Source organism: Brevundimonas vesicularis, from assembly GCF_044807075.1.
Lineage (GTDB): Bacteria > Pseudomonadota > Alphaproteobacteria > Caulobacterales > Caulobacteraceae > Brevundimonas > Brevundimonas vesicularis_G.
On record NZ_CP085234.1, the window covers coordinates 2,962,091 to 2,979,796 of the forward strand.

General features: G+C 66.5%; 13 protein-coding genes. 5 read left to right on the top strand and 8 right to left on the bottom strand.

Translation table 11 applies throughout. The features are described 5' to 3' along the window. Nucleotides 1-5: 5 nt before the first annotated feature. Nucleotides 6-1,823, top strand: coding sequence for an alpha-amylase family glycosyl hydrolase (locus LG306_RS14870; protein WP_404416099.1), 1,818 nt, complete (start codon nt 6-8; stop codon nt 1,821-1,823). After that, nucleotides 1,820-3,463 carry an alpha-amylase family glycosyl hydrolase gene (locus LG306_RS14875; protein WP_404416101.1) on the top strand — a complete coding sequence of 548 codons (1,644 nt, stop codon included), beginning with the start codon at nt 1,820-1,822 and terminating at the stop codon, nt 3,461-3,463. The genes LG306_RS14870 and LG306_RS14875 overlap by 4 nt, the downstream gene beginning before the upstream one ends. A 5-nt stretch (nt 3,464-3,468) precedes the next feature. Here the strand turns inward: LG306_RS14875 and LG306_RS14880 are convergent, their stop codons facing one another. Next, nucleotides 3,469-4,482, bottom strand: a complete 1,014-nt coding sequence (locus tag LG306_RS14880) for a LacI family DNA-binding transcriptional regulator (protein ID WP_045810428.1) — start codon at nt 4,480-4,482, stop codon at nt 3,469-3,471. Nucleotides 4,483-4,585: 103 nt separating this feature from the next. Here LG306_RS14880 and LG306_RS14885 point away from each other — a divergent pair, with 103 nt between their 5' ends. From LG306_RS14885 to LG306_RS14895, 3 genes are all read left to right on the top strand, one after another. Beyond that, nucleotides 4,586-6,649 (top strand): glycoside hydrolase family 97 protein, encoded by a 2,064-nt coding sequence (locus LG306_RS14885; protein ID WP_404416104.1) that lies wholly within the window; start codon nt 4,586-4,588, stop codon nt 6,647-6,649. A gap of 151 nt (nt 6,650-6,800) precedes the next feature. Next, nucleotides 6,801-8,342 carry an MFS transporter gene (locus LG306_RS14890; RefSeq protein ID WP_404416107.1) on the top strand — a complete coding sequence of 514 codons (1,542 nt, stop codon included), beginning with the start codon at nt 6,801-6,803 and terminating at the stop codon, nt 8,340-8,342. Nucleotides 8,343-8,354: 12 nt separating this feature from the next. Beyond that, on the top strand, nt 8,355-10,727 hold the full coding sequence (locus LG306_RS14895) for a glucan 1,4-alpha-glucosidase (protein WP_404416110.1): 2,373 nt from the start codon (nt 8,355-8,357) through the stop codon (nt 10,725-10,727). Nucleotides 10,728-10,786: 59 nt separating this feature from the next. Here the strand turns inward: LG306_RS14895 and LG306_RS14900 are convergent, their stop codons facing one another. The 7 genes from LG306_RS14900 to LG306_RS14930 form a co-directional block, all read right to left on the bottom strand. After that, nucleotides 10,787-11,482, bottom strand: a complete 696-nt coding sequence (locus LG306_RS14900) for a TorF family putative porin (protein WP_404416113.1) — start codon at nt 11,480-11,482, stop codon at nt 10,787-10,789. A gap of 72 nt (nt 11,483-11,554) precedes the next feature. Then, entirely contained in the window at nt 11,555-12,835 is a 1,281-nt protein-coding gene (locus LG306_RS14905) for an ammonium transporter (protein ID WP_404416116.1), read from the bottom strand. Between the two features lie 281 nt (nt 12,836-13,116). Beyond that, complete coding sequence (gene leuB, locus LG306_RS14910) at nt 13,117-14,223, bottom strand: 3-isopropylmalate dehydrogenase (protein ID WP_404416118.1); 1,107 nt, start codon at nt 14,221-14,223, stop codon at nt 13,117-13,119. Further along, on the bottom strand, nt 14,220-14,807 hold the full coding sequence (gene leuD, locus LG306_RS14915) for a 3-isopropylmalate dehydratase small subunit (RefSeq protein ID WP_066624236.1): 588 nt from the start codon (nt 14,805-14,807) through the stop codon (nt 14,220-14,222). The genes leuB and leuD overlap by 4 nt, the downstream gene beginning before the upstream one ends. Next, nucleotides 14,800-16,212 carry a 3-isopropylmalate dehydratase large subunit gene (leuC, locus tag LG306_RS14920; RefSeq protein WP_404416122.1) on the bottom strand — a complete coding sequence of 471 codons (1,413 nt, stop codon included), beginning with the start codon at nt 16,210-16,212 and terminating at the stop codon, nt 14,800-14,802. Before leuC ends, leuD begins: the two co-directional genes overlap by 8 nt. Then, nucleotides 16,205-17,455, bottom strand: a complete 1,251-nt coding sequence (locus LG306_RS14925) for a 2-isopropylmalate synthase (protein ID WP_404416125.1) — start codon at nt 17,453-17,455, stop codon at nt 16,205-16,207. Before LG306_RS14925 ends, leuC begins: the two co-directional genes overlap by 8 nt. Continuing rightward, nucleotides 17,455-17,706 carry an ACT domain-containing protein gene (locus tag LG306_RS14930; protein ID WP_039244600.1) on the bottom strand — a complete coding sequence of 84 codons (252 nt, stop codon included), beginning with the start codon at nt 17,704-17,706 and terminating at the stop codon, nt 17,455-17,457. The genes LG306_RS14925 and LG306_RS14930 overlap by 1 nt, the downstream gene beginning before the upstream one ends.

Genomic DNA, 17,706 nt, shown 5'->3' on the forward strand with positions numbered 1-17,706 from the left:
GCGTCATGGCGAGGGGAACCCCCAGAAGGGCCGGACTGCACGCAGCGATGGCGGCGGCGGCTCTGCTGAGCGGCTTTGCAACGCCGACGACGGCGCAAACCCGCCAGGCCGAAGACGCCCTATCAGCCCTGCGTCAACGCCTGCCGCAGGACGAGGTGATCTATTTCCTGCTGCCGGATCGGTTCGCCAACGGCGATGCATCGAACGACCACGGCGGTTACGCCGCCGACCGGCTGAAAAGCGGGTTCGATCCGGCCGATACCGACTTTTACCACGGCGGCGACCTGGCGGGCGTGACCCAACAGCTGGACTATATCCAGGGGCTGGGCGCGACGGCGGTCTGGTTGGCGCCGGTGTTCAAGAACAAGCCCGTGCAGAGCCATGGCGGCTATACTGGCGCGGCGCACCACGGCTACTGGATCACCGACTTCACCTCTGTGGATCCGCACTTCGGCGACGAGGCTGCGATGCGCGCCCTGGTCGAGGCGGCCCACGCGCGCGGCATGAAGGTCTATCTGGACATCGTCGCCAACCACACCGCCGACGTCATCCAGTATCGCGAATGCCCGGAGGGTCGCTGCGCCTATCGCAGCCGCGCCGACTATCCCTACACCCGTCGCGGCGGCGTCGACGGTGCGGCGATCAATGAGGGCTTCGACGGTCGGGACTTCTCGCGCCTGACCCGGCCCGACTACGCCTACACGCCCTATGTCCCGGCGGGCGAGGAGAACGCCAAGGTTCCGGCTTGGCTGAACGACCCGATCCACTATCATAACCGGGGCGAGAGCACCTTCACCGGCGAAAGCAGCCTGGACGGCGACTTCGCCGGGCTGGATGACCTGCTGACCGAGGACCCGGTGGTCATCCAGGGCATGATCGACATCTTCGGCGGCTGGATCGACAAATACGGGATCGACGGCTTCCGCATCGACACCGCGCGCCATGTGAACCCGGGCTTCTGGCAGGCCTTCATCCCCGCCATGATCGCCCGCGCCGAGGCCAAGGGCATCCCGAACTTCCACATCTTCGGCGAGGTCTATGATCCCGATCCGGCGGTGACGGCGCGGTTCACGCGGGTCGACGGCTATCCGGCGGTGCTCGACTTCCCGTTCCAGAAACAGGCGACCGATGTGGCGGCCGGCAAGGTAGGGACCGACGCCCTGGCCAAGCTGTTCGACGCCGACACGATCTATGACAAGGGCGCGGAGACCGCCGCCATCCTGCCGACCTTCCTGGGCAACCATGACATGGGCCGGGTCGGCTTTTTCGTGAAACAGGCCAATCCGAACGCCGATGACGCCGAGGTGCTGGCGCGCATCAAACTGGCCCATGCCCTGATGATGTTCAGCCGGGGCGTGCCCACCCTCTATTACGGGGATGAACAGGGCTTCGCCGGGGCGGGCGGATACGGAAACTCGCGCCAGGACATGTGGCCCAGCCGCACGCCGGTCTATGCGAACGAGACGCCCGTCGGCGGTCGCCAGCCGGCCTATTCCACCGACGCTCCGCTGTATCAGGCGATCGCAGAGATGACCCGCATCCGCGCCGAAGAGCCGGCCCTGCGACGCGGCCGTCAGGTCGTGCGCGCCTATGGCGACAAGCCTGGTCTGTTCGCAATGTCTCGCATCGGTGAGGATGGATCGGAGATCCTGGCCTTGTTCAACTCCTCCACCGCGCCCGTCGCCGCTCAAGTCGAGGTGGAGCCCGGCTCGCTGCGGTGGCAAGCTCTGCGCGGCGATTGCACATCCGAATCCTCCGCGCCCGCCAGCGTCGCCGTTCGCGTGCCCCCCCTCGATTACCTCGTCTGCAAGAGCGTGCCGTGACTGCCCTGCCCCTCGATCTTTCCACGGCTGACGCCGCCCCCGCATTGGCGCACGACTGGTGGCGCGGCGCGGTGCTGTATCAGATCTATCCGCGCAGCTTCGCCGACTCCAACGACGACGGCGTCGGCGATCTGAAGGGCATCACCCAGCACCTCGACCATGTCGCCTCTCTAGGCGTCGATGGCATCTGGCTGTCGCCCTTCTTCACGTCGCCGATGAAGGACTTCGGCTATGACGTGTCGGACTACTGCGACGTCGATCCGATCTTCGGCACTTTGGCCGATTTCGACGCCCTGATTGCGCGCGCCCATGCCCTGGGGCTGAAGGTCGTCATCGATCAGGTGTTTTCGCACACCTCTGACGAACATCCCTGGTTCACCGACAGCCGCGCCAGCCGCAACGGCGACCACGCCGACTGGTACGTCTGGGCCGACGCCAAGCCGGACGGCTCGCCGCCCTCGAACTGGCAGTCGGTGTTCGGCGGCCCGGCCTGGACCTGGGACGCGCGGCGCGGCCAGTACTACATGCACAACTTCCTGGCCTCCCAGCCGCAGCTGAACGTCAGGAACCCGGCGGTTCAGGACGCCCTGATCGCGGCGGCGCGGTTCTGGCTGGATCGGGGGGTGGACGGCTTCCGCCTGGATGCGATCAACTTCGCCATCCACGATCCGTCCCTGCGCGACAATCCGCCGATCCAGGACGGCAAGAAGCGCACGCGGCCGTTCGACTTCCAGGACAAGATCTACAATCAGTCCCACCCGGACATCATCGGCTTCCTGAACCGCATCCGCGCACTGACCGACAGCTATGAAGGCCGGTTCACGGTGGCGGAGGTCGGCGGCGATCACGCCGACCGCGAGATGAAGGAATTCACCGCCGGCAACGATCGTCTGCACTCGGCCTACGGCTTCCTCTATCTCTATGCCGATACGCTGAAGAGCGAACTGATCGGCGTGGGCGATGGGATGTGGCCGGATCAGCAGGGCGAGGGCTGGCCGTCCTGGACCTTCTCCAACCACGATGCGCCGCGCGCCGTATCACGTTGGGCCCAGGGCCGGGACGAGAAGGCTTTCTCGGAAATGGCCCTGCTGCTGCTGATGTGCCTGCGCGGCAATGTCTTCGTCTATCAGGGCGAAGAGTTGGGCCTGCCTCAGGCCGAAGTGCCGTTCGAGCGGCTGGTCGATCCAGAGGCCATCGCCAACTGGCCTGAGACTCTGGGCCGCGACGGCGCCCGCACGCCAATCCCCTGGGTGGCCTCGGCGCCCAACGCCGGCTTCTCGACGGTCGAGCCCTGGCTGCCGGTCGATCCGCGCCATCTGTCGCTGGCCGTGGATGCGCAGGAGGCGGACCCGACCTCGATCCTGCACGCCGCGCGCCGCATCATCGCCCTGCGCCAGACCCATCCGGCGCTGCGGACCGGCGGGTTGGAGATCGAGAGCGCGGGCGACCTGGTGGTCTTCCGCCGGTTCGAACGGGCCGAGGGCGGCGAGCGTCTGCTGTGCGTGTTCAACCTGGGCTTCGAGGCCGTGGACTGGTCCGCGCCCGCCGGCGCGCGCCGGATCGCGGCGGTCAACTGGACCGAGGCGGACGGATCGACGCTGAGGCCGCTGGCTGGCCTGATCTTCGCCGACGCCGGATGACGGGTTCAGCCGCCGCAGGTCTCGCGAACGATCAGCTCGGTCGGAACGCGCTCGGAACGGCCTGCTGCGGCGCCGCCGTGATCCAGCAGTTTGGACACCATCAACCGGCCGGCCTTCATCGTGTCCTGGGCGATGGTGCTGAGCGCCGGGCGCGAGTAGCGGCTGAACGGCACATTGTCGAAACCGATGACCGAGACCTGGCCCGGCACCTCGACGCCGGCGTGCAACAGGGCACGCACGGCGCCGAGCGCGATCTGGTCGGACGCAGCTACGACCCCATCGAAATCCAGCCCGCGTCGGATCAGGGCGTCCACGGCGGCCTCGGCGGATTCGACCTCGAAATGCGCAGGCACGATCAGGTCGGCGTCCACGTCCAGTCCGCTCTGGCTCATGGCGTCCAGATAGCCGCGATGCCGCTGCATGGCCTCGGGCGGATCCAGATCGCCCAGGAAGACGATGCGCTTTCGCCCCAGTCGCGCCAGATGCAACGTCGCGCGGCGTCCGCCCGAGATATTGTCCGAGCCGATGGAGCAATAGTCCTGATCCGGCAGTTCGGCGCCCCAGACGACGAAACGATGGTCGGCGTCGACCAGACGGTTGAAGGCCGAATGCAGGCTGGATTGGCCCAGGAAGATCACGCCGTCCGCCCGGCTGGTGTTCAGCGCCGCCGACAGCTCGTCATAGTTGGCGGGCGAGATATGGCTCATCAGCAGGTCGCAGCCGCGTTCGCGCGCCGCCTCGCCCACACCGGCCAGAAGCTCCAGGAAGAAGGGGTCGCTGAGGCGCCCTTCGCGCCCCTGCGGACGCGGCACCACCAGGGCGATCGTGCCCTGGGCGCCGATCGGACCGGCGGGCATGTGACGGCGGAACGGGTAGTCGTGTTCCTTGGCCAACTTCCAGATCGTCTGTTTGGTGCGATCGTTGACGGCGGGGCTGTCGTTCAGGGCGCGCGAGGCGGTGGCGATGGACACGCCGGCCAGGCGAGCGATGTCTTCCAGACGGGTGGTCTTGCGGCTCAAAGTCGCGGGTCCTCACAGCAGCATGGTGAAGCTGCAAAATTTTCTGCAAATATTTCAGCCACCGTTCGCGGCGGTTGGCAAGAGGCGGCGTAACGGAGTTCCCATGATGCAGCGCAGATCCTTCCTGGCCCTTGGCGGCGTGTCGATCCTGGCTCTGGGGGCGACGGGCGCGCGCGCCCAGACCGCGCCGAACCATGCCCGCGCGTCGTCGCCCGGCGGCGTGCTGACGGTCGAGGCTTTCACCGACAACGACGGACGGCCGATGTATTCGGTGCTGCGTCAGGGCCGGGTCGTGGTGGCCCCGTCCAAGTTGGGTTTCCTCCTGACCGACGCGCCGGCCATCGAGCGCGGCCTGACCCTGACCGCAGGCCAGCCGGTCACGGTCGACGACACTTGGGAGCAGCCGTGGGGCGAGCGCCAGTTCATCCGCAACCACTATAACGAATGGCGCGTCGCCTATACCGAGACAGGCGGCCTGCGACGCCGCGTGGACGTGGTCTTCCGCCTGTACGACGACGGTCTGGGCTTCCGCTATGAGTTCCCGCAGCAGGCCGGCCTGACCACCGTCCGCATCGGTTCGGAAATCACCGAGTTCAACCTGGCCGAAAACGGCGAGGCCCTGTGGTGCCCGGCCTGGGAATGGAATCGTGAGGAATATCTCTACAGCCGCACGCCCATCGATGCGGTCGGCAGCGCCCAGACGCCGATGACGGTTCGGGGCCAGTCGGGTCTGCACGTCTCGATCCACGAGGCCGCCTGCATCGACTATGCGGGAATGAACCTGCGCCGGTCGGAGGAAACGAAGTTCCGCGCTCAACTGACGCCGGGCCTGACCAATGCGGCGGTGGTGCGCGCGGCGCCGTTCAACACGCCCTGGCGGACCCTGCAAATCTCCGACAGCGCCTCGGGCCTGCTGGATTCCAGCCTGATCCTCAACCTGAACGAGCCCAACACGCTGGGCGACGTCAGCTGGTTCAAGCCGATGAAATACGTCGGCGTCTGGTGGGAAATGCACCTGGACCTGAAGACCTGGAACTCCGGGCCCAAGCACGGCGCGACCACCGAGAATGCGATCAAACACATCGACTTCGCCGCCAAGCACGGGCTGGGCGGGGTCTTGGTCGAAGGCTGGAACAAGGGCTGGGACGGCCAGTGGTTCGCCAACGGCGCGGACTTCAGCTTCACCGAAGCCTATCCCGACTTCGATATCGAAGCGGTCTGCGCCCACGCGCGGTCCAAGGGCGTGCAACTGATCGGCCACCACGAGACCGGCGGCAACGCCTTCCACTATGAGCAGCAGCTCGAACCGGCCATGGCCCTGTATGAACGCCTCGGCGTCCATTCGGTGAAGACCGGCTATGTCGCCGACGCGCAAGGCGCCCGCGTCGCGGGGCCGGATGGACAGATGGTCATGGCTTGGCACGAGAGCCAGGCGATGGCCCAGCACCACATGCGCGTGGTCGAGGCCGGCTATCGCCACAAGGTCGCCGTCAACGCTCACGAGCCGTTCAAGGACACCGGCCTTCGCCGCACCTATCCGAACATCATCAGCCGCGAGGGCCAGCGCGGGATGGAATATTCCGCGTGGGGCAATCCCGGCAATCCGCCCGAGCATGAGCCGAACCTGGTCTTCACCCGCTTGCTGGCCGGGCCGATGGACTACACGCCCGGCATCTTCGGCATGGAGACGCGCAGCCCCGGCGGCGTGCAGACGACCTGGGCCAAACAGCTGGCGCTCTATGTCGTGATCTACAGCCCGATCCAGATGGCGGCGGACCTGCTGGTCAACTACGAGGCCAACCCCGGCCCCTTCCAGTTCATCAAAGATGTGCCGGTCGACTGGAGCGAGAGCCGCACGCTGGACGCCGCCATGGGCAACTATGTCGTCATGGTTCGCAAGCAGCGCGGCACGGATGTCTGGGCCCTGGGCGCCGTCACCGACGAGCATCCGCGCGTGCTGAAGGCCCCGCTCGATTTCCTGGACGCCGGGCGTCGATATCGGGCTGAAATCTATCGCGACGGGCCGGACGCCGACTATCGCGGCAAGCGCGAGGACATCATCATCGAGCAGCGCGAGGTGACGTCGTCTGACACCCTGACCCTGGCGCTGGCCCCCGGCGGCGGTCAGGCCATCCGGTTCGTGCCGATGGGACGTCGTCGGAAATGAGCGTCAACGCCTTTCGTCATTCCGGGGCTTCGCGCAGCGAAGAACCCGGAACCCAGGGGATTGACCGCGATGGCGGGGATGGAGCGATGACGCTCTCCTGGCTTCCGGGTTCGGGCTGCGCCCGCCCCGGAATGACGATGGAACATGCGCTATGAGCGGCGGAACGCCTCTTCTCGCCCACCGCCCGCGCCTGTCCGGCCTGGCGATCTGGAATATGTGCGTCGGCTTCTTCGGCATTCAGATCGGCTTCGGCCTGCAGAACGCCAACACTAGCCGCATCTTCCAGACGCTGGGCGCCGAGGTCGACAGCCTGGCGATCCTGTGGATCGCCGCGCCGCTGACCGGTCTGCTGGTCCAGCCGATTATCGGCCATTTCAGCGACAAGACCTGGACCCGATTCGGCCGGCGTCGGCCCTATTTCCTGATCGGGGCCATCGCCACCACCCTGGCTCTGATCGCCATGCCCAACAGCCCCAGCCTGTGGTTCGCCGCGGCCATGCTGTGGATCATGGACGCCTCGATCAACATCACCATGGAGCCGTTCCGCGCCTTCGTCGGCGACAACCTGCCGGAGGAGCAGCGCACGGCCGGCTATGCGATGCAGAGCTTCTTCATCGGCGCCGGCGCGGTCTTCGCCTCGGTCCTGCCGTGGCTGTTGTCCAACGTCTTCGATATCGCCTCGACCGCCGAGGCGGGCGTGGTGCCCCTGTCGGTCAAGATCGCCTTCTACGTCGGCGCCGCCGGTCTGTTCTCGGCCGTGCTGTGGACGGTGCTGTCGACCAAGGAATACAGCCCCGAACAGATCGCGGCCTTCGAACGCGCCAGAGACGACGCGGCGGCCGCGCCCGTCGAGGCCGAAGCGCCGGCCCGCAGCGTCCAGGGGTGGATGACGTCGGGCCTGGTATGCGCCGTTCTCGGCGGGTTGGGTTTCGTGCTGATCGGCGCGCTCGATCTGGAGAAGGAGCTGCTGATCCTTGCGGGCTTCTTCGCCGGGTTCGGCCTGCTCCAGATCGCCGTGGGCATGATGCAACGTCGCCGCATCACCAACGCCGCGACCGAAATCCTGAACGACATCTTCCGCATGCCCGAGACGATGCGCGGCCTGGCCGTGGTTCAGTTCTTCAGCTGGTTCGCCCTGTTCGCCATGTGGATCTACACCACTGCGGCCGTGACCCGCGTCCATTACGGCGCGACCGACACCACCTCGGCCGCCTACGCAACGGGCGCGGACTGGGTGGGGGTTCTGTTCGGGGTCTATAACGGCGTGGCGGCCCTGGCGGCCTTCACCCTGCCGGTCATCGCCAAACGGATCGGACGCAAGGCGACCCACGCCATGATGCTGATGCTTGGCGCCGCCGGCCTGTTCGGCGTCTTCGCCATCCGCGAGCCGGACCTCTTGTGGCTGCCGATGATCGGCGTCGGCTTCGCCTGGGCGTCAATCGTTTCCATGCCCTACGCCATCCTGTCGGCGGCGGTGCCGGACCGAAAGATGGGCGTCTATATGGGCGTCTTCAACATCTTCATCGTCGTGCCCCAGCTGCTGGCCGCGACGGTTCTGGGCCTGATCCTGAAAACCCTGTTCGATGGTCAGGCGATCTGGGCCCTGGTGCTGGGCGCCGTCTCCTTCGTGCTGGCGGCGATCAGCGCCCTGCTGGTCCGTGAACATTCCCCCGCCCCCACGCATAATCCGTGAGAGGTTTTCCCCATGCGTAATCTCAAAATCCTCTGCCTCGCCAGCGCGGCCGGTCTGGCGCTCGCCTCCGCCGCAAGCGCCCAATCGGGTGCCGCCCCCGGCGCGCCCGGCGCCCCGCCCGTCTGGTCCAGCGCGGCCAAGACCGGCGCAGGCGCCTCTTACGAGGCCTATGTCGACGGCCAGTATCGCGACGGCGGCCCGACCGGCGCGGTGTCCAAGGTCTGGTATTCCATCGCCGACGGCGTTCTGACCGAGACCATGTACGGCCTGATCCACGAGGCCCAGATCAAGGCCCTGCGCTTCGCCGGCGTGACTCACGACGGTCTGGTCGTCGAGGGCGATGACACAAACAGCCGCACCGAATATCTGCACGTCGACGCCCATGGGCGTCCGCTCTCGCCAGCCTATCGCGTCACGACGCAGGACAAGAACGGCCGCTTTGAGATCGAAAAGCAGATTTTCAGCGATCCCGACCGCAACGCCCTGGTGTTGCGCGTCACCATCACGGCGCTGAAGGGCGATGTGACGCCCTATCTGATGCTGGAGCCGCACATCGCCAACACGGGCGTCGAGGATCGCGGTCAGGTTACGCGCGACGGATTCCACGCCTGGGAAGGCGACACCCACCTGTTCCTGAAGCCCAGCGAAGCCTTCGAAAAGGCCAGCGTCGGCTTCGTCGGCGCCTCGGACGGTCTGACGGATCTGAAAGACGGCAGGCTGGACTGGACCTATGCGTCCACGGGCGATCAGGCCGGCAACACGATGCTGACCGGCGCCCTGCCCCACATGCGTGAAAGCAGCCGGATCACGCGCGACTTCGTCATCGGCTTCGGCGCCAGCGAGGCTGAGGCGCGCGCGGCCGCGGACGGTTCGTTCGCGACCGGTCTGGACGAGGTGTTGGCCCGCTTCAACGGCGAGGGCGAGCGCGTGGGGTGGGAGGACTATGTCGGCTCTCTCACCGAACTGCCGCGCATCGCCGAGCAGTCGACCGACGGCGGCAAGCTGGCCTACGCCTCGGCCCTGATGCTGAAGGTGCAGGAAGACCGGACGCATGCCGGCGCCCTGATCGCCTCGCTGTCGAACCCGTGGGGCGACACGGTGGACGCGTCGAAATCCTCGACCGGCTACAAGGCCGTCTGGCCGCGTGACTTCTATCAGGTGGCGATGGCTCTGGCGGCGCTGGGCGACAAGGAGACGCCGCTTGCAGCGTTCAACTATCTGCCCCAGGTCCAGGTCGGCCCTAACACGCCCGGCAACACCGGCGCCGGCGGCTGGTTCCTGCAGAAGACGCACGTGGACGGCGAACTGGAATGGGTCGCGGTCCAGTTGGACCAGACCGCCATGCCGATCATGCTGGGCTATCGTCTGTGGAAGATGGGCTGGCTGTCGGACGCCCAGATGACCGAGCGCTATCGGTCCATGCTGAAGCCGGCGGCCGACTTCCTGGTCGACGGCGGCAAGATCGGGCTGATGTGGAACGACGCGAAGATCAAACCGCCCTTCACCCAGCAGGAACGTTGGGAGGAGCAGCAGGGCTATTCGCCGTCCACCACCGCCGCCGTTGTCGCGGGCCTGACGGTCGCCGCCGAAATGGCGCGCGCCTCGGGCGACGCCGCCGACGCGACGCGCTACCAGATCGCAGCCGACAACTATGCGTCCAAGATCGAAGACCGGATGTTCACCACCAACGGCGACTTCGGCGACGGTCGCTACTACATCCGCATCACGCAGAACGAGAACTCGAACGACAAGGCCCCGATCGGCGCCGCCAACGGCCAGATCGCCCCGGCCGAAGACCGGGTCGTGGACGGCGGCTTCCTGGAGCTGGTGCGCTATGGGGTGCGCAAGGCCGACGATCCGCACATCCTGGCAACCCTGCCCGTCTATGATGATCAGTCGCTGGAACCGCTGTATCGCGTCCGCTACGACTTCGGTCCCGAGGGCGACAAGACGCCGGGCTGGCGCCGCTACGGCGTCGACGGCTATGGCGAGGACCATCTGACGGGCGCCAACTACGGCGTCGGCGGAGAAATGAGCCCCGGTCAGCGCGGCCGCGTCTGGCCCTTCTTCACCGGCGAGCGCGGCCATTATGAGCTGGCCCGCGTCAGCATGAACGGCGCCCCCTCGGCCGCCGACATCGCCGCCATCCGCCAGACCTATGTGCGCGGCATGGAGCGGTTCGCCAACGGCGGGCTGATGCTGGCCGAACAGGTGTGGGACGGCGTCGGAAACCCGACGGCCAAGGATTACGACTTGGGTCAGAATACGGATTCGGCCACGCCCCTGGCCTGGACCCATGCGGAATATCTGAAGCTGCTGCGGTCGTTGGCCGACGGCAAGGTCTGGGACAGCTACGACCCCGTCCACGATCGCTACGCCCGCTGATACGAAAATGGCCCCGGAGATCGCTCTCCGGGGCCATTCTCTTTTCGATCTAATGCGGATCAGAAGGCCAGTTTCACCGCGCCCACGATCCGGTCCTCGGCGCCGGGCACGCCGTCCACATCGGTGTCGTAATAGCGGACATCGACGCCCACCTTGTCGGTCAGGGCATAGCCGACGCCGACGTTCCAAGTGGTATAGTCGTCGGTGACGTCCAGCCACTGCTTGCCGAGCGCGCCCGACACCGTCCATTTCGGCGCCGGCGAGAAGGCGGCGTTGACCTCGGCATAGGTCGCCTCGTCGTCGATGCCGAAGAAGTCGGGCGAGTAATAGACAGCCGCGCCGAAGGTGGCGGGGCCGACCGCGCGCGAGGCCGCAGCCTTGAACTCGGCATAGTTATAGTCGGCGCCGTCGGGCTCCCCGACATACAGATAGCCGATCACGCCGAAGTCGAGGGCGAAGCCGCCGGCCTCGGTGCGATAACCTCCGTACAGATCGACTTCCGCATCGGTGTCGTCGCCGAAGTCGACGTTGGAGGCCCAAGCGCCGGCGTAGAAACTGCCCGACGTCAGGTCGACGCCGCCCTGAATGGCCGGATCTTCGCTAGTCTGGCTCAAGCCGCGGAACACATAGTCGCTGACGACGCCGACGTTCCAGGCGACGTCGACGTCGCTCTGGGCCGAGGCCGGAACGGCGAGTCCGATCACACCTGCGGCGAGCGTCGCGGCGGCGGCCGCGCGGATGATGTTTTTTTTCATAGTCTATCCCCTTGTTGTCGTTATTCGAGGTCGAGGCCGGGCGCGGGTTTGGGAGCCGCGCCCGGTCTCAGCTCAGTGTTCCAGCGCCTCGCCATGCAGCGAGGTGTCCAGACCGGCGGCTTCTTCCGCTTCGCTCACGCGCAGGCCCGTGGTGAACTTGCAGATGAACAGGATGATCAGGGTGCCGACGGCGCTGTAGACGATGGTCCACAGCAGGCCCAAGGCCTGGGCGCCGACGTTGGCGCCTTCCGACAGGCTGTTGATCGCGGTCGTGGCGAACACGCCGGTCAGCAGGGCGCCAATCAGGCCGCCCGCGCCGTGGATGCCGAAGGCGTCCAGGCTGTCGTCGTAGCGCAGCAGCTTCTTGATCCACACCGACGAGGCGTAGCAGGCCGGACCGGCGATCAGGCCGATGATGACCGCGCCCTTGGGATCGACGAAGCCGGCCGCCGGAGTGATGGCGACCAGACCGGCGACGACGCCCGACAGCATGCCGATCAGCGACACCTTCTTCTTCTCGATATATTCAACGATTTTCCATGTCAGGGCGGCGGCGGCGGCGGCCAGGATGGTGTTCAGCAGCGCCACGCCCATCAGGTCGTTGGCGGCGCCCGCCGAACCGGCGTTGAAGCCGATCCAGCCGACCAACAGCAGCGAGGCGCCGATCATGGTCAGGACGGGGTTGTGGGCGGTGATGACCTCTGTGCCGTAACCCTTACGGCGACCCAGGAAGATGGCGCAGACCAGGCCCGCGACGCCCGAGTTGACGTGAACGACGGCGCCGCCCGCGAAGTCCAGCACGCCCGCCGAACCGAGGAAACCGCCGCCCCACACCCAGTGGCAGATCGGCGCATAGACCAGTAGCGACCACAGGGCGGTGAACAGCAATAGCGCCGAATATTTGAACCGCTCGGCGAAGGCGCCGGTGATTAGCGCCGGGGTGATGATGGCGAAGGTCATCTGGAAGGAGATGAACAGGAATTCGGGAATGCCCGGCAGCAGGGCGTTGGCGGTCTTCAGCGACACACCGTTCAGGAACAGCATGTCCAGGCTGCCGATGAAGGGTTGGAGGCCGGCGCTGTCGTTCTTGCCGAAGGCCAGGCTGTAGCCGGCGATGAACCACACCAGCGACACCACGGCGAAGACGCCGACGGACTGGGTGATGGTGGCGATGACGTTCTTCTTGCGCACCATGCCGCCATAGAACAGCGCCAGACCGGGGAGGGTCATCAGCAGAACCAGGGCGGTCGAGGTGCCGAGCCATGACGCGCCGGCGCTGTCCAGCTCAAGCGCGGCCTGGTGGCCGAGCAAGGCGGGCGCGGCGTCCTGCGCATTCGCCGCGCCGGCAGCCATCAGACAGAGTGTGGGAAGTAGGAGCGCAGCCGCTCCCGTAAGTCGTTTCGTGGTCTGCGACATGAGCTAGTACCCCCTATGCAATCTCGCAGTTGCGAAGATTTTACCGCATTTGCGATAGGCGCAAGGGGCTAGACCGTGAACGGCGCAACTTTCTTGCAACGGTCATGAAGAAAAAGAACAGGGCCGCACGATCTTGCGATAATGCGGCCCCGATATCAGATTCTTTATGCCGACAAAGCCAAGCTGAGCGGCAGGATTTTCAGCTTCATTTTAAGCCGTCAGGCCCAATGCATCTGCACCCGGTGCGCCGCCGCCCAGTGGATGGCGCGGATGGCGTCGATGACAGCCTCGGTCGCCGCACGCGTGCCCAGCGCTCCACCCAGGTCGGCGGTGACGGCGCCGGCCGCCAGAACCGCAGCGACGGCGGCCTCGATGGAATCAGCCTCGTCCTCCAGTCTCAGGCTGTGACGCAGCAGCAGGGCCGCCGACAGGATGGTCCCTACCGGATTGGCCAGATCCTGACCGGCGATGTCCGGCGCCGAGCCGTGGATCGGCTCGAACAGACCCGGCCCACCGGCGCCCAGCGACGCCGACGGCAACAGGCCGATGGAGCCGCCCAGCACCGAAATCTCGTCCGACAGGATGTCACCGAACATGTTTTCGGTCAGGATGACGTCGTATTCGCGCGGCTTGCGGATCAGGTGCATGGCCATGGAGTCCACCAGGGCGTGCTCCAGGGTGATGTCGGGGAACTCGTCAGCATGGATGCGGGTCACGACCTCGCGCCACAGGCGGCTGGTCTCCATGACATTGGCCTTGTCGACCGAAGTCACGTTGCCGCGACGCTGTTGGGCGGTCTGGAAGGCGGCGCGGGTCACCCGCTCGATCTCCGGCACGGTGTATTCGCACAGGTCGGTGGCGCGATCGGCGGTGCGGGTCTTCTCGCCGAAATAGACGCCGCCGGTCAGTTCGCGGAAGACGATCAGATCGACGCCCTCGACGATCTCCTTCTTCAGCGGGGAGCGGTGCGCCAGCACCGGCGACACCTGCAACGGCCGCAGATTGGCGAACAGGCCCATCGCCTTCCGGATGGCCAACAGCCCCTGTTCCGGACGCGCCTTGCCGCCATCCCATTTCGGTCCGCCGACGGCGCCCAGCAGCACGGCGTCGGAAGCGACGCAGGCGGCGCGCGTCGCCTCGGGCAAGGGCTCGCCCGTTTCGTCGATGGCCGCACCGCCGATCAGGTGTTCGGAGAACTCGAAATGGTGACCATAGAAGTCGCCGATGACCCGCAGGACGTCGCGTGCGGCCCGCGTGACCTCCGGTCCGACGCCATCGCCGGGCAGCAGGACGATGTTGTAGGTCTTGGTGGCGGCAGTGCTCATCTTACGGTCTCTTTCGATCGCTCGTAGGCTTCGATTTCAGGCATGTTTGCTTGCAGCCAGCCCAGGGTGTCCACCCCGTCCAGCAGGCATTGGCGGGCGAAGGATTCGACCCCGAACGGCACGGGTTCGGCATTGCCGCGCTGGATCTGATTGGCCTGGAGGTCGATCGTGACCGGCTGGTCCGGCTGCGACGCCAGATCGTCCCAAACCGCCTGACTGACGACGATGGGCAGCAGGCCGTTTTTCAGCGCATTCGATGTAAAAATGTCAGCGATCTCGGTCGAAATGACCGCCCGGAACCCATAGTCCAGCAGGGCCCAGGGCGCATGTTCGCGCGACGAACCGCAGGCGAAGTTCCGGCCCGCCAGCAGGATGCGATGCTCGGCCGGATCGATCCGGTTCAGAATGGCCTCGGGCTTTTCCGAGCCGTCGTCTTCGTAACGCCAGTCATAGAAGGCCGCCTTGCCCAGCCCTTCGCGCGTGGTCGTGGTCAAGAAGCGCGCGGGAATGATCTGGTCGGTGTCGATATTGGCCTGACTCAGGGTCACGGTCTTGGAGGTCAGCACCTGGAAGGGTTCAGACATGCTCGACCTCCTTCAGAAAGACGCGCGGATCGGTCAGCACGCCAGCGACCGCCGTCGCCGCCGCCGTCGCCGGGCTGGCCAGGATGGTGCGGGCGTCCTTGCCCTGACGGCCTTCGAAGTTGCGGTTCGATGTGGATACGGCCAGTTGGCCCGGTGCAACGAAATCGCCGTTCATGGCGATGCACATCGAACAGCCTGGAATGCGCCATTCGGCCCCGGCGGCGATGAAGACTTCGTGCAGCCCCTCGGCCTCGGCGTCGCGACGCACGGCCTCGGACCCCGGCACCACTAGCATACGCAGGCCCGGCTTGACCTTGCGGCCGCGCAGTACCTCGGCGGCGGCGCGCAGATCGGGCAAGCGCCCGTTGGTGCAGGAGCCGATGAAGACGACATCCACCAACTGGCTGGTCGTCGCCTCCCCGGCCGTGAAGCCCATATAGGCGATGGCCTTGCGGTCTGAGTCCGACTGGGGCTGCGGCACGGGCGAGCCGATGGGCGCGCCCGCATCCGGCGTCGTGCCCCAGGTCGCCATGGGACGGATGGCGGCGCCGTCGATGGTCACTTCCTTGTCGAAGACCGCGCCGGCATCCGTCGCCAGTTTCAGCCATTCGGCCGTCGCCGCCTCATAGTCGGCGGGGACGTGCTTGCGACCGCGCAGCCAGTCGATAGTCGTCTGGTCTGGGGCGATCATGCCCGCGCGGGCGCCGGCCTCGATGGACATGTTGCACAGGGTCATCCGCCCTTCCATGTCCAGCGACCGCACCGCCTCGCCCGCGTATTCGATGACATAGCCCGTGCCGCCGCCGAAACCGATGGCGGCGATGACGGCCAGGGCGACATCCTTGCCCGAGACGCCGGGCTGCAGCTTTCCGTCCACCGTCACCCGCATGGCCTTGGCCTTGCGCTGCAACAGGCACTGGGTCGCCAGCACGTGACCGACTTCCGAGGTGCCGATGCCGAAGGCCAGAGCCCCAAAGGCGCCGTGCGTCGCCGTATGGCTGTCGCCGCAGACCACCGTCATGCCCGGCTGCGTCAGGCCCAGTTCCGGCCCCATCACATGGACCACGCCGCGATCGTCCGAATCCCACCCCGCCAGCGGCACGCCGTGGGCGGCGCAGTTGCGCTCCAGCGTATGGACCTGGGCCTCGGCCTGGGCCGTGACATAGGGTTTCAGCCCGTTCAGCCCCGCCGGCAGGGTCGGCGTCGAATGGTCCAAAGTCGCATAGGTTCGGTCGGGACGCCGCACCTTCAGACCGCGCGCCTCGATCTCGCTGAAGGCCTGTGGGCTGGTGACTTCGTGGACCAGGTGCAGGTCGATATACAGCACCCCCGGCGTATCGGCCGTTTCCGACCGCACGACGTGGGCGTCCCACACCTTGTCGAACAGGGTTTTGGGGTCAGGCATATTGGGCCACGATCTCGGACACGCCATCGACCCGGTCGATGATGGCGATCAGTTCGGCGTCGTTGATCTCGCCGATCTGATCCGCGCGCGACTTGAAGCCGGCGACCACCGCCGCCAGACGCTCGCCCTCGATGGGACGGCCGATGGTCTCGGCGCGCTTGGCGATGGCGTGACGGCCCGAATGCTTGCCCAGCACGAACCAGCTGCCCTCGAAGCCCACATCCTGGGGCCGCATGATCTCATAGGTGCGGCTGTCGGCCAGCATGCCGTGCTGGTGGATTCCCGCCTCATGGGCGAAGGCGTTGATGCCCACCACCGACTTGTTTCGGGCGATGACCGTCTCGGTGATCTCGCACAGAATCTTGGAGGCGCGCACCAGATGACGGCTGTCGGCGCCGGTCGTGACGCCATAGCGGTCCTCGCGGACCTTCAGCGCCATGATGACCTCTTCGATCGAGCAGTTGCCGGCCCGCTCGCCGATGCCGTTGATCGCGCCCTCGATCTGACGCGCGCCACCCTCGACGGCGGCCAGGGAGTTGGCGACCGCCATGCCCAGGTCGTCGTGGCAGTGGGCCGAGAAGATCACGTGCGGATGGCGCTTCTTGATGCGCGCGGCCAAGGCGCGATAGGTTTCGCGCACCTCTTCCGGGGTCGCATAACCGACGGTGTCGGGGACGTTCAGAGTGCGCGCGCCGGCGTCGGCGGCAGCCTCCAGCACATCGGCCAGAAACTCCGGCTCGGTGCGGAAGGCGTCCTCGGCCGAGAACTCGACGTCGTCGAACAGGCTGCGGGCGTACTCGACCGACCGCACGGCCGTCGACAACACCTCATTGGTGGACATCTTCAGCTTAGCCGAGCGGTGGATCGGGCTGGTGCCGATGAAGGTGTGGCACCGACGGTGCGACTTCGGCGCCGGCGCCAGGGCGCGGAAGCTGGCGTCGATATCCTTCTCGTTGGCGCGCGACAGGGAACAGAAGATCGGTCCCTCGACCTCGCCCGCCACGCGGCGGATGCAGTCCTCGTCGCCGGGCGATGCGGCGGCGAAGCCGGCCTCGATAACGTCGACGCCCAGGTCCCGGAGAACCTGGGCCATCTTCACCTTGGCTTGGGCGCTCATCGAGAAGCCCGGAGCCTGTTCCCCGTCCCGCATCGTCGTGTCGAAAATGACGACGCGGTTGGGATCGGCGGCGATCTCCTCGGTGCGGGATACGCCCGATACGCGTACGCTTTCGGGGGTAATCATTACGCGGCCTCGGATTGAATGATGTCGTTGCTGATGCGGCGCACGCCGAACAGCCGGTCGATCTGGCGACCCAGGTTGTCCATGCAGCGGCCGGCGTCGCGGCCGCGCACGGTCAGGGCGATGCGACGGAAGGCGCCCTCGTCAGCCAGGGCCATGCCGTCGATGTGGAAGCCGCGGCGCTCCACCAGGCCGATGAGACGCTGAAGCGAACCGTCCGCACGGTCGATCTGGATGTGGATCGTGTTGCTCAT

What these genes read in the sequence shown, in the direction of transcription:
- LG306_RS14870 (WP_404416099.1), top strand. Translation starts at nt 6, where the DNA reads ATGGCGAGGGGAACCCCCAGAAGGGCCGGACTGCACGCAGCGATGGCG.
- LG306_RS14890 (WP_404416107.1), top strand. Translation starts at nt 6,801, where the DNA reads ATGAGCGGCGGAACGCCTCTTCTCGCCCACCGCCCGCGCCTGTCCGGC.
- leuC (WP_404416122.1), bottom strand. Translation starts at nt 16,212, where the DNA reads ATGCCTGACCCCAAAACCCTGTTCGACAAGGTGTGGGACGCCCACGTC.
- leuD (WP_066624236.1), bottom strand. Translation starts at nt 14,807, where the DNA reads ATGTCTGAACCCTTCCAGGTGCTGACCTCCAAGACCGTGACCCTGAGT.
- LG306_RS14900 (WP_404416113.1), bottom strand. Translation starts at nt 11,482, where the DNA reads ATGAAAAAAAACATCATCCGCGCGGCCGCCGCCGCGACGCTCGCCGCA.
- LG306_RS14905 (WP_404416116.1), bottom strand. Translation starts at nt 12,835, where the DNA reads ATGGCTGCCGGCGCGGCGAATGCGCAGGACGCCGCGCCCGCCTTGCTC.
- LG306_RS14895 (WP_404416110.1), top strand. Translation starts at nt 8,355, where the DNA reads ATGCGTAATCTCAAAATCCTCTGCCTCGCCAGCGCGGCCGGTCTGGCG.
- LG306_RS14885 (WP_404416104.1), top strand. Translation starts at nt 4,586, where the DNA reads ATGATGCAGCGCAGATCCTTCCTGGCCCTTGGCGGCGTGTCGATCCTG.
- LG306_RS14925 (WP_404416125.1), bottom strand. Translation starts at nt 17,455, where the DNA reads ATGATTACCCCCGAAAGCGTACGCGTATCGGGCGTATCCCGCACCGAG.
- leuB (WP_404416118.1), bottom strand. Translation starts at nt 14,223, where the DNA reads ATGAGCACTGCCGCCACCAAGACCTACAACATCGTCCTGCTGCCCGGC.
- LG306_RS14930 (WP_039244600.1), bottom strand. Translation starts at nt 17,706, where the DNA reads ATGAGCAACACGATCCACATCCAGATCGACCGTGCGGACGGTTCGCTT.